This is a genomic window from Lysinibacillus sp. UBA5990, assembly GCF_002429815.1.
GTDB lineage: Bacteria > Bacillota > Bacilli > Bacillales_A > Planococcaceae > Lysinibacillus > Lysinibacillus fusiformis.
The window spans coordinates 1-16,032 of the sequence record NZ_DJAY01000002.1; the positions used below are offsets into that span (position 1 = coordinate 1).

A 16,032-nucleotide genomic window follows, 5' to 3' on the forward strand; every position below is an offset into this window, starting at 1 on the left:
GCCGATGGTAGTTGGGGGCTTCCCCCTGTGAGAGTATGACGTCGCTAGGCAATAGAAAGACCAGAGAATTTTTTCTCTGGTCTTTTTTCATTTTCAACAGAAAAATCAAAGCTGCCCTCTTAAGACAGCTAATATATTTAAAACTCAAGCGCATTTCTCAAGTTATTGATATATGATTGACTCACTGGTAATTCACTACCATCCACTAATGTAATAATAAAGTTTGATGTCAAATCACGCGCCATTTTTTTTATAAAATAAATATTTACGATATAGGATCTATGAATACGAATAAAGTATGATGGTAATCTTATTTGAAGTTCTTTAAGGGTGATATTCGTTTTAAATTGTTCGCGCTCTACATAAAACCATGTCTTTTTTTGAAGACTTTCGATATGCGATACTTTATTAATGGCTACAGGATTCCATTCTTCATCTTGTTTTCCTGTTATAAACTCAAATGGTTCTGTCTTTTTAATAGAGAAAGTAGATGGCAGTATGACTACTAGAGCTGCTGGTTCATCTTGAATGAGTATCGGATAGCCGATACCGTAAAAGGGTATATCGAATGACAAATTATCTAAAATTGTTTCTGTTTTTTTCTGTGTACGCAATACTTGATCGGCAATACTTCCAGGTAACACTTGTTGACCCATTTCTAAATGGATACTAGGATGCCCTGATTGAATAAAGATATAAGAATTATCAACGGCAATTGCAATGGATGAATCAGTAGGAATCCAATCGCTCAACATTGAAATATATTGTTCTGAAATATCTTTTGTGCAAGAATTTAACTCATTATTCATTGTGAATATCCCCCTTGTTTGTAAATAACCATCCAAATTTCGTCGCAAAAAAGAATAGCTTTGTCATGAAAATTTGGTCTTTTATCAAAAAATAATGAAAATTCAAATACTCTGTTATATATTAATTTACAACAAATAAACCTGTTATGGAACAGTGATTTAAAAGTTTTTTAACAGAGTATATTGTACACAAAGGGGAAGGTGGAATTTCAATATGTCAACTCGTCAAGAAAGAATCGGAGCATTAGAGAAACAATGGACTGAAAACCCACGCTGGGCTGGTATTGAACGCACATATTCGGCTGAAGAGGTTATTAAATTACAAGGTACTGTAGTAATTGAACAAACTTTGGCAAAAAAAGGTGCTACTCGACTATGGAATTCATTACATGAGGAGCCGTTTATTAATGCATTGGGGGCATTAACCGGTAATCAGGCGGTACAGCAAGTTAAAGCTGGACTCAAAGCTATCTATCTATCAGGCTGGCAAGTAGCTGCGGATGCAAACCTTTCGGGTCAAATGTATCCAGATCAATCACTATACCCAGCCAATTCTGTACCAGCAGTAGTTAAACGAATTAATCAAGCACTTCAACGCGCAGATCAAATTGATCATGCTGAAGGACGTGTCGATCAATTTGACTGGTTTGCTCCAATTGTAGCAGATGCAGAGGCAGGTTTCGGAGGACCTCTTAATGTATTTGAGCTTGTTAAAGGCATGGTTGAAGCAGGAGCAGCTGGTGTTCACCTTGAAGATCAGTTAGCTTCAGAGAAGAAATGTGGTCATCTAGGCGGTAAAGTTTTACTTCCAACACAAAATGCTGTTCGTAATTTGGTAGCTGCGAGATTAGCAGCTGACGTTATGGGTGTTGATACAATTCTAATTGCTCGTACAGATGCTGATGCTGCAGATATGGTTACTTCAGATATCGACCCACGTGATGCAGAGTTTATTACTGGCGAACGTACTCCTGAAGGTTTCTTCCGTACAAAGGCAGGCATCAAACAAGCAATTGCTCGGGGCTTAGCTTACGCACCATACGCTGATTTAATTTGGTGTGAAACTTCTAAACCATCTCTTGAGGAAGCTCGAGAATTTGCAGAAGCTATTCATGCAGAATTCCCAGGTAAAATGCTTGCATACAACTGTTCACCTTCATTTAACTGGAAAGCAAATCTTTCAGAAGAGGAAATTGCAGAGTATCAGCGTGAGCTTGGTAAGCTAGGTTATAAATTCCAGTTTGTTACTTTAGCAGGATTCCATGCATTAAACCACTCTATGTTTGAGTTGGCACATGATTATAAAGATAATGGTATGGCTGCATATTCTAAGCTACAGCAAGCTGAGTTTGCTTCGGAATCTAAAGGCTATACAGCGACACGCCATCAACGTGAGGTAGGTACTGGATACTTTGATGAAATTTCTCAAGTTATTTCAGGTGGTACTTCTTCAACAACGGCAATGGCCGGATCGACAGAAACTGAACAGTTCGTATAAAAAATTCGTGTTTTCCTAAATTCATAATCATAGAGTAGTCTCCTCCGCTCCTCCTAAAGCGGAGGAAGACAAAATGAAAATCGCAAAGGTGGGTAAACAACTAATGAAACAAGCAACGACAGGTAAGCTTAAAATTGTTGGAGAACAAAATGAGCATACAAATGAAATTTTAACGCCTGAAGCTCTTGAGTTTGTTCTTGCCCTGCACGAGAAATTTGATGCTCGCCGTAAAGAGTTATTGAATGCTCGTCAGAAACGCCAAAAGCGTCTAGATGCTGGAGAGAAACTAGATTTCTTACCTGAAACAAAGCATATTCGTGAAGGTGATTGGTCAATTGCACCTCTTCCACAAGATTTGCAGGATCGGCGTGTTGAAATTACAGGGCCGGTTGACCGTAAAATGGTTATTAATGCGTTAAACTCTGGAGCAAAGATGTTTATGGCTTGCTTTGAGGATGCTTCTTCTCCAACATGGGAAAATATGATTGGTGGTCAAATTAATATGCGTGATGCTATTAATAAGACGATTGAGTTTACACAAGCATCCAATGGAAAAACGTATAAACTAAATGCTGAAACAGCCGTGTTACTAGTTCGTCCTAGAGGCTTACACCTGCTTGAAAAGCATGTACTTGTTCATGATGAACCGATTTCTGGAAGTTTCTTCGACTTTGGTTTATATCTATTCCATAATGCAAAAAATGCACTGGCAAAAGGAACGGGGCCGTACTTTTATCTACCGAAGCTTGAAAGCCATTTAGAGGCTCGTCTATGGAATGATATCTTTGTATTTGCCCAAGATTATATTGGCATTCCACAGGGCACTATAAAAGCTACTGTATTGATCGAAACCATTTTGGCGGCATTTGAAATGGATGAAATTTTATATGAGCTACGTGAACATTCAGCTGGTCTGAATTGTGGACGTTGGGATTATATTTTCAGTTATATTAAACGCCTTCGCAATCAAGCAGATGTCATTTTACCAGACCGAGGTCAAGTTACAATGACCGTTCCATTCATGAAGGCTTATACATCTTTATGTATTCAAACTTGTCATAAGCGGAACGCACCAGCAATGGGCGGGATGGCTGCCCAAATTCCTGTTAAAAATGATGATGAAGCGAATGCGGTGGCATTTGCAAAGGTTGCTGAAGATAAGCGACGTGAAGCAACAGAGGGACATGATGGTACATGGGTAGCGCATCCAGGTATGGTGGCAACAGCAATGGAGCAATTTGATGCCATTATGACGACCCCAAACCAAATTCATAAGAAGCGTGAGGATGTAGAAGTTACTGCGGAAGATTTAGTAGCTGTACCTGATGGCACAATTACTCTTGAGGGACTTCGTGTTAACTGTAGTGTTGGTGTACAATATATGGCTTCATGGCTTCGTGGTAATGGTGCTGCACCAATTAACAATTTAATGGAGGATGCTGCGACAGCAGAAATCTCTCGTACACAAGTGTGGCAGTGGATTCGACATCCAAAAGGTATTTTAGATGATGGGCGCGGTATTACTTTAGCGTTTGTCCTTGAAATTCTGGAAGAAGAGCTTGTGAAAATTAAAGAGGCTGTTGGGGAACAAGCCTATAACAGTGGTCGCTTTGAAGAAGCTGCAGAACTGTTTAAATCTTTAATTGAGCAAGATGAATTCGCGGAATTCTTGACACTTCCAGGCTATGAAAAATTAGCGTAAATGCAAATCTACTAAAAACATATTCAACTTTCCTACTAATAAAATGTGACGGGGTCTGTTCCCCGGTTACTAAAGAGATGAGCACAATTGTACTAAAGGGGTCTACTTATAAAAGTAATTTAGAGGAAAAAGATGTTTTACGAGCTTAGATGGGGAGCTTATAAGACATCTTTTTTAATTAATCCGCGTAACTGTTTTTCCAGGCTACGCGGATTTTTTCTATATTAGCTGACTATGGCTAGGATAAAGCCATCATAGCCCTTGACGCCAACCGTTTGTATAGCTGTTGCTTCAATACGGGGTTCCTCTTTTAGCAGATCTATAAATTGCTGTACGCCTCTAACACTTTCGTCCACCTTATTTATATCTGTGATAGCACCATTCCGCACTACATTATCCGCAATAATAACAGCACCTGAATTCGCTAGCTTTAATGCCCACTTTAAATATTCAGGATTATTGGGCTTATCTGCATCAATAAAAATGACATCAAAAAATTGCCCCTTTTTTTTCAAGTCTGGCAATGTATCCAATGCATGACCGACGATAATTTCAATCTTTTCCTCTAAGCCTGCATGTCGTATATTTTGAAGAGCGACAGAGGCATAGTCTTCATTAATTTCTAAAGTCACCACTTTGCCTTCTTTTGAGAGAGCTTGAGCTAAGCAAATACTGCTATACCCACCAAGTGTGCCAATCTCTAAAACATTAACGGCTCCTTTCAATTTAGTTAGTAAATACAAAAATCTCCCTTGGGTTGGGGATACATCAATTTCAGGTATACCTGCAGCTTTATTTGCCAGTAGTGCAGCGGTAAGACAGCTGTTATCTGGTAGAAGCTTATCCGTAAAATAATTATCTACATTATGCCAAACATTTAACTCTGTCATCGTACAGCCCTCATTTCTATGTCGTTTAAAAAGTGCAAGCTTGCATATAGAGTGTATGATAAAATGAATCATAAAAAAAATATATTATAATTATTCATATATAACTAAATGTTATGGATAGGAGAAAATGATGAATATTCATGGCTTAAAATTGTTTTATCATGTTGCTTCTACTGGTAGTTTCACAAAAGCGGCAGAATTATTATGTATTAGCCAGCCTGCTGTTTCGAGCCAAATTAAACGATTTGAGCATGAAATAGGTGTACAACTTTTTAAGCAGCAGGGGCGAGGGGTCGTACTTACGGAGTTTGGCATATCTCTAGCTGAGAAAGCTCTACATTTGATGGCCCTTGAACAGCATATAGAAACATTTATAGAAGAATACCGCCTTGCCAAAGCAGGAACTTTACATATAGTAGCTACTTACCTACCAGCCAATTTTTTAATTCCCAAATGGGCGGCAACTTTTAAGGCTGCTAATGAACATGTAAATTTAATGATTACAACTACCAATACCAAGGATGCCTTTGAGCAACTAATACACTATAAAGCCGACATTGCCATTTATGGCGGAGGAATTTCTGAAAGACCTCAAGAAATAGGGTGGGAGGAACTATATGAGGATGAATTATGGTTTGTCGTGTCACCCCATCATAGGTATGCTCATCAAACTATTACTTTAATTGAAATGTTTCAGGAGCCATTTATTATGAGAGAGAAAGGGAGCTCGATGAGAGAGCATCTTTTTTCCTTATGTCAAACGTACCAAGTAGAGCCACCAAAAATTGCGTTACAATTTAATGGGATCAATGAGACAATACGTTCTGTTATAGCGGGATATGGTGCAAATTTTATTTCATCCCTTGCAGTTAGGGAATATGTTGAGAGTGGGCAATTGGCAAGAGTCTATATTAAAGATATACATCCCGTTAAACATAAAATTTCCATTTGTACGAGAAAAAATGAAAAGCCAAATTTACTGGTGCAAAATTTTATCGAGACGATTAAGCGCTCACTATAAATAGTTCGTACTCCATGTACATTTGAAAAATATTTGTTATACTAAACATATAACAAATATGGAGCTGATAAACATGTTTATTCAAATAGAGCCGCAATCTGACGTTCCCATCTATGAGCAAGTGTCACGTCAAATCATTGAAGGGATAGCAAGAGGCGATATGAAGCAAGGAGAGACCTTGCCATCTGTTCGGAGTTTAGCTGCTGATTTAGGTGTTAATATGCATACAGTTAATAAAAGCTATCATGAATTAGAGGCTAAAGGAATAATAGTTATACGTGCTAAATCAGGAGCCATTATACGCTCAACAGAGGAGAGGGCTTTGACGCCAGAACAACTACGACAAATTGAAAAGAATTTAAAGCCTGTTGTGGCAGAAGGTATGGTGCTCGGCGCAACAGTAGAACAAATTGAGCACATGATGAAAAAAGTGTTTGCAGACTTGCATATTCCAGCAGAGGGAGTGTAGCAAAATGCTACTTGGTATTTTTATATCTATTTACATCATGACATTAGTTTTACAAATGATCGTTCCTTTTATTGTACGTGAGACCATTGTTTTTGGGGTCACTGTGCCAGATCAAAATATTAAGCATCCTGCCTTAGCCAATGTGAAAAAACGTTATGCCCAAATAGTCGGAGTCACAGGTGTTGTGTTTTTAATTGTTATGATTATTAGTTACAACTTACTTACCTCTGAATCCATTCAAGGTATGTTTTTACTCGGGTGTTTATGGAGCATGCTTACCGTGAGTATGGGGCTATACTGGGTATATCACCAAAAGATAACAACCTTAAAAAGGCAGGAACAGTGGGGCGTAAATCTTAAACAGGTACGTGCAGTCGATCTCACAGCACGAAGCCGTGATGAGATGCTTCCTTGGTCATTCTTTGCTGTGCCTTTGGTGATATCAGGATTTTTAATTATTTATACAATCCTTCATTACGATCAAATGCCAGCTAATATAGCCGTACATTGGGGACCAAGTGGAGTGGCAGATGCTTGGAGAAACAAGACGTATTTAACAGCCATTTCATTGCCTCTTATTATGCTAATGATACAATTCATGATGTGGGGCATTACTGATTCTATAAAACGTTCTGCCATCAAAATAGCGGTAAATCGCAAGGAGGAGTCGTTGGAGGATCAGCTAAAAACGCGAAAGTTTATGAGTTGGCAAATTTTATTGGTAAGCTATGCTATAACCGTGTTATTAACGGTACTACAACTTAGTAATATTTATCCTGCCATGACTGTGGGCTATAAGCTATTACCGCTATTTGTTTTATTTTTAGTTGTTGTAGTCGGTTCCCTTTTAATTTATGTTGTGAAAAAGCGCAAATATAGAGTTCGCTATGAAAAAAATATTGACTCACAGGTCATGGATGTGGATGAAGATCGTTATTGGAAGGGCGGCTTAATTTATATGAATCGTCAAGATCCTTCTGTTTTTGTAGAGAAAAGATTTGGGGTAGGGTGGACGATGAACCTTGCCAATCCAAGAGGATATATTGTCATTGGGTTACCTTTTCTCTTATTGCTGTTGATTTCTATACTTTCGTTATAAAATAATAGGGATCTATGATGAAAAATTCGTTCCAAGTGAGCGAATTTTTTTCATATTGACTGGAGGTAAGCAGATGAGAATTCTTGTTGTCGATGACGATGTGCATATTTTACAGCTAATAAATATTTATTTAACAAGAGAGGGCTTTCAAGTGTTACGTGCGGAAAATGCTCAGCAGGCACTAGCATTACTTAACGGGAATCTACCCGATTTAGCAGTTGTAGATGTGATGATGCCAGGTATGGATGGATTCACACTGACCGAGACTTTAACACAAGATTATGATATCCCTGTTTTATTATTAACAGCAAAGGGTGAGCTTGAAGATAAAGAGCGAGGTTTTTTAGCCGGCTCAGATGATTATGTTGTGAAGCCCTTTGAGCCGAAGGAATTATTGTTTCGTATAGCCGCTATATTACGTAGATTGGATAAGAAAAATCAAATAACCATCCAAGTGGGCCAACTAGTAATTGATCGTCGTAGCTTCGAGGTTATTATTGGAGAAGAGACACTTATCTTACCTTTAAAGGAATTTGAATTGCTGGCGTTATTGGCATCACGTCCTAACCAGGTATTTACAAGGAGCTTTATAATGGAGCAAGTATGGGGCTATGACTATAATGGAGACGAGCAAACACTGAATACGCATGTGAAGCGGGTTCGAGAAAGATTAAATCGTTTTGATACGGCTGTTGAAATTATAACGGTAAGAGGTGTTGGCTATAAGTTAGAGGCAACGTCATGAAGACTTTATATAGTAAATTTGTAATGACCACATTGTTAGTGATGGTTGGGAGCTTGTGTCTTGGTTTTTTAGCGACGAATACCTACTATCATCAAGTCGTAAAAGAAAAAAATGATACAAAAAACGTTGTCATCGCACAGGAGATTGTGCAATATATTGAGACTGCTAAGCCAGAGGATTTAAATAATTATTTCATGACACTTGGCGAAATTGGCTATCAAATATATGTAACAGCTGGCGAGGAAGGGCACTTTTTTGGTGGTGATTATCGGGATAAGACTTTGTCTGAATCCGTTGTAAAGCATGTTTTAAATGGTGAGGTCTATCATGGTATGCGAGATTTCCCAAAAGAAACATTTGTAACAGGCTTTTTTGCTAATGAGTTAATTAATACAATTGGTGTGCCATTTACGTATGAAAATAGATCATATGCATTGTTCGTAAGACCAGATATTCGCTTATTGTTTTCGGAGGTACATACATTGCTTGGTGGATTAATGCTCGTCATGATAGTGCTCAGTTTACTGGCTATGCTACTATTTGCTAAAGCATTAATTCGTCCCATTACAAAGCTAACAGCAGCGACTCAACAGCTTGCACATGAAAAGTTTGATACCGTCTTGGACATTGACCGTAATGATGAATTAGGCCAATTAGCTACTAGTTTTAATATAATGACAGAAAAATTACAGGAGAATGATCGCGTGCGAAAGGAATTTATAAGTAATGTATCGCATGATTTTCAATCCCCTTTATTAAATATTCAAGGATATGTTGACTTACTAAAAAACCCTTTGCTGAAGGAGAAGGAAAGACAGGAGTACGCAGCCATTATCGAATTGGAAACAAAACGTTTATCAACTTTAACGAAGCAATTATTGTTATTAACATCGCTTGATCAATCGACACGAATAGTCAAACGTGAGCGTTACCAATTAGATGAACAGCTAAAGGAAAGCGTACGAAAATATCGCTGGCAAATGGAAGAGGCTCAGCTCCAAATCACATACAAAATGGAGCAAGTTATTTTTAATGGGGATGCAGGGCTTCTACAAAATGTTTGGGACAACTTGCTGACAAATGCGATTAAGTACAATGTGGAGGGAGGTCAAATACATCTAGATTTACAGCAAAAACCTGCTTCGCTTGCAATACTTGTTGAGGATAATGGAATAGGTATGACTGCAGATCAATTAGCAAAAGTTTATGACCGTTTTTATCGAGCAGACACTTCTAGAACGAAGCAAGGGACTGGATTGGGGCTAGCAATCGTCAAGCAAATCGTAGAGCTACATGGAGGCACTGTCCATATAGAAAGCGCAGTCAATGAGGGGACAAAGGTATATATAGATCTCCCCATTTTGTCATGAGGAGTTCATGTAAAGTTCATGTTCTCCCGATAAACTGCTACTTAGTTGAAACAAACTAAGGGGGAGTTTTCGTATGGAACAGAAGTGGAGCATACGCCTTATTCGATTGGCTGCTATTTTTGCTTTAATCGGAACCTATCTAGGTTCACATATGACCGGTTCAGGTAGCTACGAATATAGACCGATACATGCACATATTTTACTTGTTGGTTGGCTGAGTATGTTTGCGTGGGGTATTTTTTATAGAGCTTTTAAAGTCAAATCACAAAAATTAGTGATTATACATGGTTGGACAGCTATTCTTGGTGTTTTTGGCTTAACATTAGGGATGTGGTTTTACAATATCAATCCATTTAATTTTGGCAGCACATTTACTTTAGTGTTCTTTATTGTAGGTGGAACTACGTTATTAATTAGCTTTGCTTTGTTCATTGTAGTAACATTTATGATTAAACAACAAGAAGATATGAAAAATTAGAAAAACTTACCGTGTTACATAGTCAACGTAACGCGGTAGGTTTTTTCATGTGTTATTGAATATCTTCAAGTGATTTTTTCAGCCATTTTGTGGCTTCTTGATAATCTGGGGCAACACCCTGCCCTTTTTTATAGAGCAGACCGAGTTGGAATTGTGCCTTTTGATGCCCCTGATTAGCAGCTAATCTATAGAGTTGGGCAGCTTTAGCAAAGTCCTTTGGAACGCCTTGCCCATGACTGTACATTTGAGCTAATTGATATTGTGCTTTTATATGCCCTTGTGACGCAGCTTGCTCAATCCATTTGGCAGCTTCTGTGTAATCCTGTGTAACACCCTTGCCTTTATCAAATAAATTTCCGAGCTGGTATTGAGCACCCGCATGTCCTTGAATCGCAGCTAATCGATAGCAGCGGCGTGCCTCTTCCAGATCCAGAGAAACCCCTAATCCTTGCTCATATAATAGGCCTAATTGATATTCAGCCTGAATATGTGACTGATCAGTTGCAGCTCTCCACCATTGCACGGCTTCCGGATAATTAACAGGAACACCAGCTCCTGCAGTTAATAAAAGTCCGAGCTCGTATTGAGCATCCACATAACCCTTTTCAGCTGCAGCCTTTAAATAGGGTAGAGCTTTATCTGGTTGTTGAAGTTGATAAACATATAGACGCCCAAGCTCGAAGCCAGCACTAATATGTCCTTCTTTAGCAGCTAGGAGTAGCCATTTCTCAGCTAAAACGATATCCTGTTCTTTTTTATAGAGAAGACCAAGGTAATATTGAGCATGTAAATGTCCTTTATGTGCCGCTAGCTTAAACCATTTCAACGCCTCAATATGGTCCTTGTCTATGCCTTGGCCAGTATTGTAAAGCACAGCAATTTGAAATTCTGCATTCATATGGTCTTGTAAAGCGGCCATGTGAAACCATTTGGCTGCCCCTGCAAAGTTTTGTGGAATACCACGACCTTTCAAATGCATATAACCTAGATTATATTGCGCACTTGCATCTCCGGCTAAGGCAGCCATTTCAAAATAAGTGCTGGCCTTCGCATAACTTTGCTCTACACCTGTTCCATTATGATAAAGAAATCCTAAATTGTTTTGTGCACTGGTATTCCCTTGATCCGCGGCTAAGGTGTACCATTTGGCTGCCTCATTGAAATCTTGAGATATGCCAAGCCCTTGATTATAAAGCACACCAAGATTATACTGAGCATCTGCATTTCCTAAATCAGCTGCTATTTGGTAGTGATGAGCGGCCTTCCCATAATTTTGTTCCGTACCTTGTCCTAGATGATAGAGTACACCGAGACTATAGTGTGCATTGGGATCGTTTTGAGCTGCGGCTCGTTCATACCACATTTTCGCAAGCGTATAATCTTTTTTAACCCCTTGCCCATGGTTGTAAAGTGCCCCTAAATTATATTGCGCACTTGCATCACCATTTTGGGCCGCAATTTCGAACCAATCAACTGCATGTTTATAAGCATCGGTTGAATGGTCCCGCTGATATAGGTTGTTTTCCAACATGAAAATTTCCTCTTCAGCTACATTCGATTTAATGCTACGATCATAGCGCTTCATAAACCATTCAACAATATCACTTATATAATCAAGAACTATTTTGGCCGCCTTTGCCTCCACAAGTTCATTACTAGTATGGCTCGTCATTTTATAGACGAGATTCATTAATAGGAAAATTCGCCGAGGATGAATCTGGGCTGTAAAGCTACGATTATTTAACAGCATGCGGACATTTTTTAATTTGGGCATAGTACGCATTTCCAATTGATAAACCTCATATAAAATCTCTTCTAATACTAGCAGTGATTTTTGTAAAGAAACTAGAGGGTTCGAAATGGCGAAAAAACTAGCTTCCTGTAAATTTTTAGCTAATGTTGCGAAGGAAAATTGCCTTAACTTGTGACATTGTTCTTCAAGAATTTCGTAATGTATGACGATAGTACTCACCCACTTTCATGGTATTCTCTTTTTTCATATATCGGAGAAATATCGATATTATTGATATGTTTTCATGGGATTCATCAGTTGAATTGTTGCTGTTACATGATACTATTTGATATAAGGGGAATTCATAAATATGAAGAGCCTGACAGCCTATAGGTGGAGGATAGACATGAAAAATATTGCAGCTATTATTCCAGCATATAATCCGCAACAATCACTCATTACCTATGTACATCAATTACTTGCAACGACCATTACACAAATTATTATTGTCAATGATGGAAGTGATCAGAAATATAAAGGAATTTTTGACAACCTAAAAAAAATAGAAGGTTGCCAAGTCCTTCAGCATCGAGACAATATTGGAAAAGGTGGTGCACTAAAAACAGCCTTTACATATATACGAGAGCAAAAAAGAATATTTCATGGGGTACTCACAATAGGGGCACATGGTCAGCACACATTACAAGATGTAAAGCTTGTTTTAACGATGACGAAGGTCTTTTCAGAAGGTATTGTGCTAGGCGTGCGAAACTTCCATTCGTTTGATAGTACCTTTCTTTCGTATTGGGGAAATCGTGCAACAAGTCTCTTTTTTGAGCTGTTATATCACCGGAAATTGATGGATACTCAAACGGGTTTACGTTATATTTCGATAAATGAATTACCATGGCTAATGAAGGTAAAAGGTGAACGCTATGATTATGATACAAATATGCTAATTGCTGCTCTTAAAAGAAAGTGCCCTATTTTCGAGGTAGAGATTGGGCAATTACGAATAAAAAAGAACTCCATTATTCAGTATGATGAAATAACAAATGCAAGCTCCATTATAACGAGAATGCTTATGAATTATTTACGACCAAGAAAACAATGATAATTAAGGTTTAAAATTGAAATAAAGAGCTAGGATAAAGGATAACAATTACTCAATAGAACGTAGCGAGTATAGAAAGAAGGAGCATGTTTATGGAATATTCAGATCAAGTAAAAAATCGTGTGAAACGGATGGAAGGTCAGCTACGTGGTATTTTGAAGATGATGGAGGAGGAAAAAGACTGTAAGGCAGTGATTACGCAGCTATCAGCCGTCCGCTCGGCTGTAGACCGAACAGTTGGTGTGATTGTTAGTACAAATTTATTGGAATGTGTGCAAAATGCGGAAGGGGATGGCGAAAAGATGAATGAGGCCATTCAGGAAGCGGTTAACCTAGTAGTAAAGAGTCGTTAATTGTCGTAAAACTCACTGGAATGTAGTGAGTTTTATTTTTTTACAATTTAATAGTTATAATCGACCCCTATATTCTATTTTTAGGTAATTTATATTATGAGGATCATTTTATTTTTTTAGTTGAAAGTCTTAGTTGGGGCACTTGTCTCATAGCCTAGTAGTCACTTTCTTTGTTATGCTAACTAATAATGATAGCGTAAAGGGAAGGTGATCGTGTATGAAGAAATGGTTATTATGTGGCGCTACTTTACTTATGTTAAGCCCGACTGCGGTTTATGCACAACAAAAAGAAACTAATTCCGTAATAAATCCTGTTGTAGCAAATTCAACAGTTACAACTTGGGAGCAGTTTACAAAAGAACTAATAAAGAAAATTAATAGTTTTGAAACAGATATAAAAATTACATATACTGGGCCGATGGGTGACTTCAAAGAAGAGATTATGGATGCATTTGATCAAGCTAAAAAGCAGGCTGTATACGCAAGCGGACATATGGAAAGCACTACAATTTCCGCAGACTCTTTAGGTAATGTATCCTATAAAATAAAGTACCTGACAAACCAAACACAAGAAGCAGCCGTACAAAAAAAGATTGATCAAGTATTGAAAAATATTATAAAACCCACTATGACTGAATTCGATAAAGTAAAGGCTATTAATGATTATATTGTATCAAATACTAGTTATGGTACTAAAACAAAGGCAAGCCCCCATAGTGCCTATGCTTTGCTATTTGAAGGACAAGCTGTTTGCCAAGGCTATGCCTTAACTGCACAAGCAATGCTGTCACAGAGTGGAATTGAAACAAAATATGTTGTGGGATTTGTGAATGGAAATGAGGCCCATACCTGGAACTTGGTAAAGGTAGACGGCAAATGGTACCATTTGGATACAACATGGAATGATCCATTGCCAAATCGTATTGGTGCTGCATCATATGATTACTTTTTAGTGACGGATGAAGTGCTTAAGAAGGATCATTCTTGGATTCAGACAGATTATCCTGCTGCCTCAAGCACTAACTATAGCTTTATGCATAATGTTCATTTTGCATATCAATTAAATAATGTCGTCTATTTTAGTAATACGGCTGATCACGATAAATTATATAAGCTAGAAATGGCAACTGGTAAAAAAACAAAAGTGTTGGATAAACGAGCGTTGTATATTACTGGAATGGGTCAAAATCTATATTATAGTGATTATAGCAACAGCGGTTATTTAACAAAACTAAATCTGAAAACATTAAAGGCTGAGGTGTTGGTCAAACAGCCTGTAACAAATCTAAGGATTAGTGAAAATTATCTAATCTATAACATGAATGCCAAAGAGCATAAACTTACATTAAGTCAATAAACAATTATTAACAGGCATAAAAGGACTCTGAACGGGTTCTTTGTGCTTGTTTTTGTATATAATGAATAGAAGAAGACGGTTGGAGGTGAGGAGTTTGTGGAAGAAATTAGCCATTATTGTGATCATCATAATTTTCATTGACCCCATTTATACGGCAGGTAAAACAGTTGTCCGGCAGGTAGCGGAATGGACAAATAATGATGAGATAGAAACAATGCTTCTTTCAACAAAGGAAAAAATCGTTGATGTAACCGCTAGACTTTCAGACAATGCCTCAATAGAAACGGCCATACCTATAGAAGACATGCATGATATGGAGGTAGCACCTACTGCTCAAGCAATTCAGAAGCCAGAGACAAAGTTAGTTGTGACAAACGTTAAGGAAATGACTGATGCAATGTATGCGTATTATAGTAGTTTCTCACCGAAATTTGAAATTCAATATAAAGGGAATACACAACGAATTGAACAAATTGTAGAAGAGGCCTATAACAATGCCATCGAAAGAGACGATTATGTGTATGGCCATATTAGTAAACATTCAATTCGTTTTGAATATGGAAGAAATCAGGCAACAATATTTGGGGAGCAAAGCTATTTAATGACGCCAGAACAGGCTGCCTACGTGGAGATGAATGTCCAAGAAATCATTTCCAAAATCAGTAATACATCTATGTCAGACGTAGAAAAGGTACGAGCAGTTAATGACTATATTGTGGCGAATACGGCTTATACCGATCAAACAAATTCTAGTCCGCATAGCGCCTATACCGTTCTTGCAGAGCACGGAGGGGTATGTCAGGGCTATGCTTTACTTGCACACTCCATGTTACAAAAACTTGGGATTGAGACGAAATATATTGTAGGATATGTAGGTCAAGAAGGACATGCGTGGAATTTAGTGAAGTTAGGTGGACAATGGTATCACCTTGATACGACCTGGAATGATCCAGTACCAGATCGTAAAGGGGCGATTCGTTACCAATACTTTTTAGTTGATGACCGCACAATGGCAAAAGACCACTCATGGATTGCTGAAGATTATCCAAAAGCTACAAGTACTCTCTATAGCTACTATCATGATATAGACTTCCCAGCACAGGTTGACAATCAGTTATATTTTAGCAACATCTCTGATGACAATAAGCTATATGTGCTGGATATGAAGACAGGGAAGACGAAACGAGTAACAAATTCCCGTGTACAATACGTCGTTTATGCAGATGGATGGCTCTATTACAGTAATTATTCGCGAGGCGCTTATTTAACAAAGATTCGTCCAGATGGTAGTGGGGAACAGTCCCTAAACCGAGAAGATACGAAGGATTTATTTGTGAAAGATGGCTATCTTTATTTCACAACGAATGAGTTGAAGAAAATGGCCCTATAAATGGG

General features: G+C 38.1%; 15 protein-coding genes. 12 read left to right on the top strand and 3 right to left on the bottom strand.

Going from position 1 to position 16,032, the window contains the following annotated elements; all coding sequences use genetic code 11:
• Positions 1–137 precede the first annotated feature (137 nt).
• A complete protein-coding gene (locus B3D94_RS00830; protein WP_291753585.1) occupies positions 138–809 on the bottom strand; it encodes a LytTR family DNA-binding domain-containing protein in 672 nt (223 codons plus the stop codon).
• A gap of 214 nt (positions 810–1,023) precedes the next feature.
• Here B3D94_RS00830 and aceA point away from each other — a divergent pair, with 214 nt between their 5' ends.
• Both aceA and aceB read left to right on the top strand, forming a co-directional pair.
• Positions 1,024–2,307 (top strand): isocitrate lyase, encoded by a 1,284-nt coding sequence (gene aceA / locus B3D94_RS00835; protein WP_291753591.1) that lies wholly within the window; start codon positions 1,024–1,026, stop codon positions 2,305–2,307.
• A gap of 103 nt (positions 2,308–2,410) precedes the next feature.
• The gene (aceB, locus tag B3D94_RS00840) at positions 2,411–4,009 is read left to right on the top strand and encodes a malate synthase A (RefSeq protein ID WP_291753849.1); all 1,599 of its coding nucleotides are present in this window, start codon (positions 2,411–2,413) and stop codon (positions 4,007–4,009) included.
• 224 nt (positions 4,010–4,233) lie between these two features.
• Here aceB and B3D94_RS00845 read toward each other — a convergent pair whose 3' ends face one another.
• Positions 4,234–4,899, bottom strand: coding sequence for an O-methyltransferase (locus B3D94_RS00845; protein ID WP_291753594.1), 666 nt, complete (start codon positions 4,897–4,899; stop codon positions 4,234–4,236).
• 130 nt (positions 4,900–5,029) lie between these two features.
• Between B3D94_RS00845 and B3D94_RS00850 the strand changes: the two genes are divergently transcribed.
• The 6 genes from B3D94_RS00850 to B3D94_RS00875 all read left to right on the top strand — a co-directional run bounded on the left by B3D94_RS00850 (position 5,030) and on the right by B3D94_RS00875 (position 10,081).
• Positions 5,030–5,920, top strand: a complete 891-nt coding sequence (locus B3D94_RS00850) for a LysR family transcriptional regulator (protein WP_291753851.1) — start codon at positions 5,030–5,032, stop codon at positions 5,918–5,920.
• Between the two features lie 73 nt (positions 5,921–5,993).
• Positions 5,994–6,389, top strand: a complete 396-nt coding sequence (locus B3D94_RS00855; RefSeq protein ID WP_193833549.1) for a GntR family transcriptional regulator — start codon at positions 5,994–5,996, stop codon at positions 6,387–6,389.
• Between the two features lie 4 nt (positions 6,390–6,393).
• Complete coding sequence (locus B3D94_RS00860) at positions 6,394–7,488, top strand: DUF1648 domain-containing protein (protein ID WP_069479689.1); 1,095 nt, start codon at positions 6,394–6,396, stop codon at positions 7,486–7,488.
• A 73-nt stretch (positions 7,489–7,561) separates the two neighbouring features.
• On the top strand, positions 7,562–8,233 hold the full coding sequence (locus B3D94_RS00865) for a response regulator transcription factor (protein ID WP_069479690.1): 672 nt from the start codon (positions 7,562–7,564) through the stop codon (positions 8,231–8,233).
• Complete coding sequence (locus tag B3D94_RS00870) at positions 8,230–9,603, top strand: HAMP domain-containing sensor histidine kinase (RefSeq protein ID WP_291753605.1); 1,374 nt, start codon at positions 8,230–8,232, stop codon at positions 9,601–9,603. Before B3D94_RS00865 ends, B3D94_RS00870 begins: the two co-directional genes overlap by 4 nt.
• A 73-nt stretch (positions 9,604–9,676) precedes the next feature.
• Positions 9,677–10,081: a hypothetical protein gene (locus tag B3D94_RS00875; RefSeq protein ID WP_069479692.1), complete on the top strand. Its 405-nt coding sequence runs from the start codon at positions 9,677–9,679 to the stop codon at positions 10,079–10,081.
• A gap of 52 nt (positions 10,082–10,133) precedes the next feature.
• On the opposite strand, the gene B3D94_RS00880 is transcribed toward B3D94_RS00875, so the two are convergent.
• Entirely contained in the window at positions 10,134–12,053 is a 1,920-nt protein-coding gene (locus B3D94_RS00880) for an SEL1-like repeat protein (RefSeq protein ID WP_291753608.1), read from the bottom strand.
• 166 nt (positions 12,054–12,219) lie between these two features.
• Here B3D94_RS00880 and B3D94_RS00885 point away from each other — a divergent pair, with 166 nt between their 5' ends.
• From B3D94_RS00885 to B3D94_RS00900, 4 genes are all read left to right on the top strand, one after another.
• Positions 12,220–12,927 carry a glycosyltransferase family 2 protein gene (locus B3D94_RS00885; RefSeq protein ID WP_069479693.1) on the top strand — a complete coding sequence of 236 codons (708 nt, stop codon included), beginning with the start codon at positions 12,220–12,222 and terminating at the stop codon, positions 12,925–12,927.
• A gap of 92 nt (positions 12,928–13,019) precedes the next feature.
• Positions 13,020–13,280 (top strand): metal-sensitive transcriptional regulator, encoded by a 261-nt coding sequence (locus B3D94_RS00890; RefSeq protein WP_004233098.1) that lies wholly within the window; start codon positions 13,020–13,022, stop codon positions 13,278–13,280.
• 217 nt (positions 13,281–13,497) lie between these two features.
• On the top strand, positions 13,498–14,637 hold the full coding sequence (locus B3D94_RS00895) for a transglutaminase domain-containing protein (RefSeq protein WP_291753658.1): 1,140 nt from the start codon (positions 13,498–13,500) through the stop codon (positions 14,635–14,637).
• An 85-nt stretch (positions 14,638–14,722) separates the two neighbouring features.
• Positions 14,723–16,027: a transglutaminase domain-containing protein gene (locus B3D94_RS00900; protein WP_254664211.1), complete on the top strand. Its 1,305-nt coding sequence runs from the start codon at positions 14,723–14,725 to the stop codon at positions 16,025–16,027.
• Positions 16,028–16,032 lie beyond the last annotated feature (5 nt).

What these genes read in the sequence shown, in the direction of transcription:
- aceB (WP_291753849.1), top strand. Translation starts at nt 2,411, where the DNA reads ATGAAACAAGCAACGACAGGTAAGCTTAAAATTGTTGGAGAACAAAAT.
- B3D94_RS00850 (WP_291753851.1), top strand. Translation starts at nt 5,030, where the DNA reads ATGAATATTCATGGCTTAAAATTGTTTTATCATGTTGCTTCTACTGGT.
- B3D94_RS00890 (WP_004233098.1), top strand. Translation starts at nt 13,020, where the DNA reads ATGGAATATTCAGATCAAGTAAAAAATCGTGTGAAACGGATGGAAGGT.
- B3D94_RS00870 (WP_291753605.1), top strand. Translation starts at nt 8,230, where the DNA reads ATGAAGACTTTATATAGTAAATTTGTAATGACCACATTGTTAGTGATG.
- B3D94_RS00830 (WP_291753585.1), bottom strand. Translation starts at nt 809, where the DNA reads ATGAATAATGAGTTAAATTCTTGCACAAAAGATATTTCAGAACAATAT.
- B3D94_RS00845 (WP_291753594.1), bottom strand. Translation starts at nt 4,899, where the DNA reads ATGACAGAGTTAAATGTTTGGCATAATGTAGATAATTATTTTACGGAT.
- B3D94_RS00865 (WP_069479690.1), top strand. Translation starts at nt 7,562, where the DNA reads ATGAGAATTCTTGTTGTCGATGACGATGTGCATATTTTACAGCTAATA.
- aceA (WP_291753591.1), top strand. Translation starts at nt 1,024, where the DNA reads ATGTCAACTCGTCAAGAAAGAATCGGAGCATTAGAGAAACAATGGACT.
- B3D94_RS00875 (WP_069479692.1), top strand. Translation starts at nt 9,677, where the DNA reads ATGGAACAGAAGTGGAGCATACGCCTTATTCGATTGGCTGCTATTTTT.
- B3D94_RS00895 (WP_291753658.1), top strand. Translation starts at nt 13,498, where the DNA reads ATGAAGAAATGGTTATTATGTGGCGCTACTTTACTTATGTTAAGCCCG.
- B3D94_RS00855 (WP_193833549.1), top strand. Translation starts at nt 5,994, where the DNA reads ATGTTTATTCAAATAGAGCCGCAATCTGACGTTCCCATCTATGAGCAA.
- B3D94_RS00885 (WP_069479693.1), top strand. Translation starts at nt 12,220, where the DNA reads ATGAAAAATATTGCAGCTATTATTCCAGCATATAATCCGCAACAATCA.
- B3D94_RS00860 (WP_069479689.1), top strand. Translation starts at nt 6,394, where the DNA reads ATGCTACTTGGTATTTTTATATCTATTTACATCATGACATTAGTTTTA.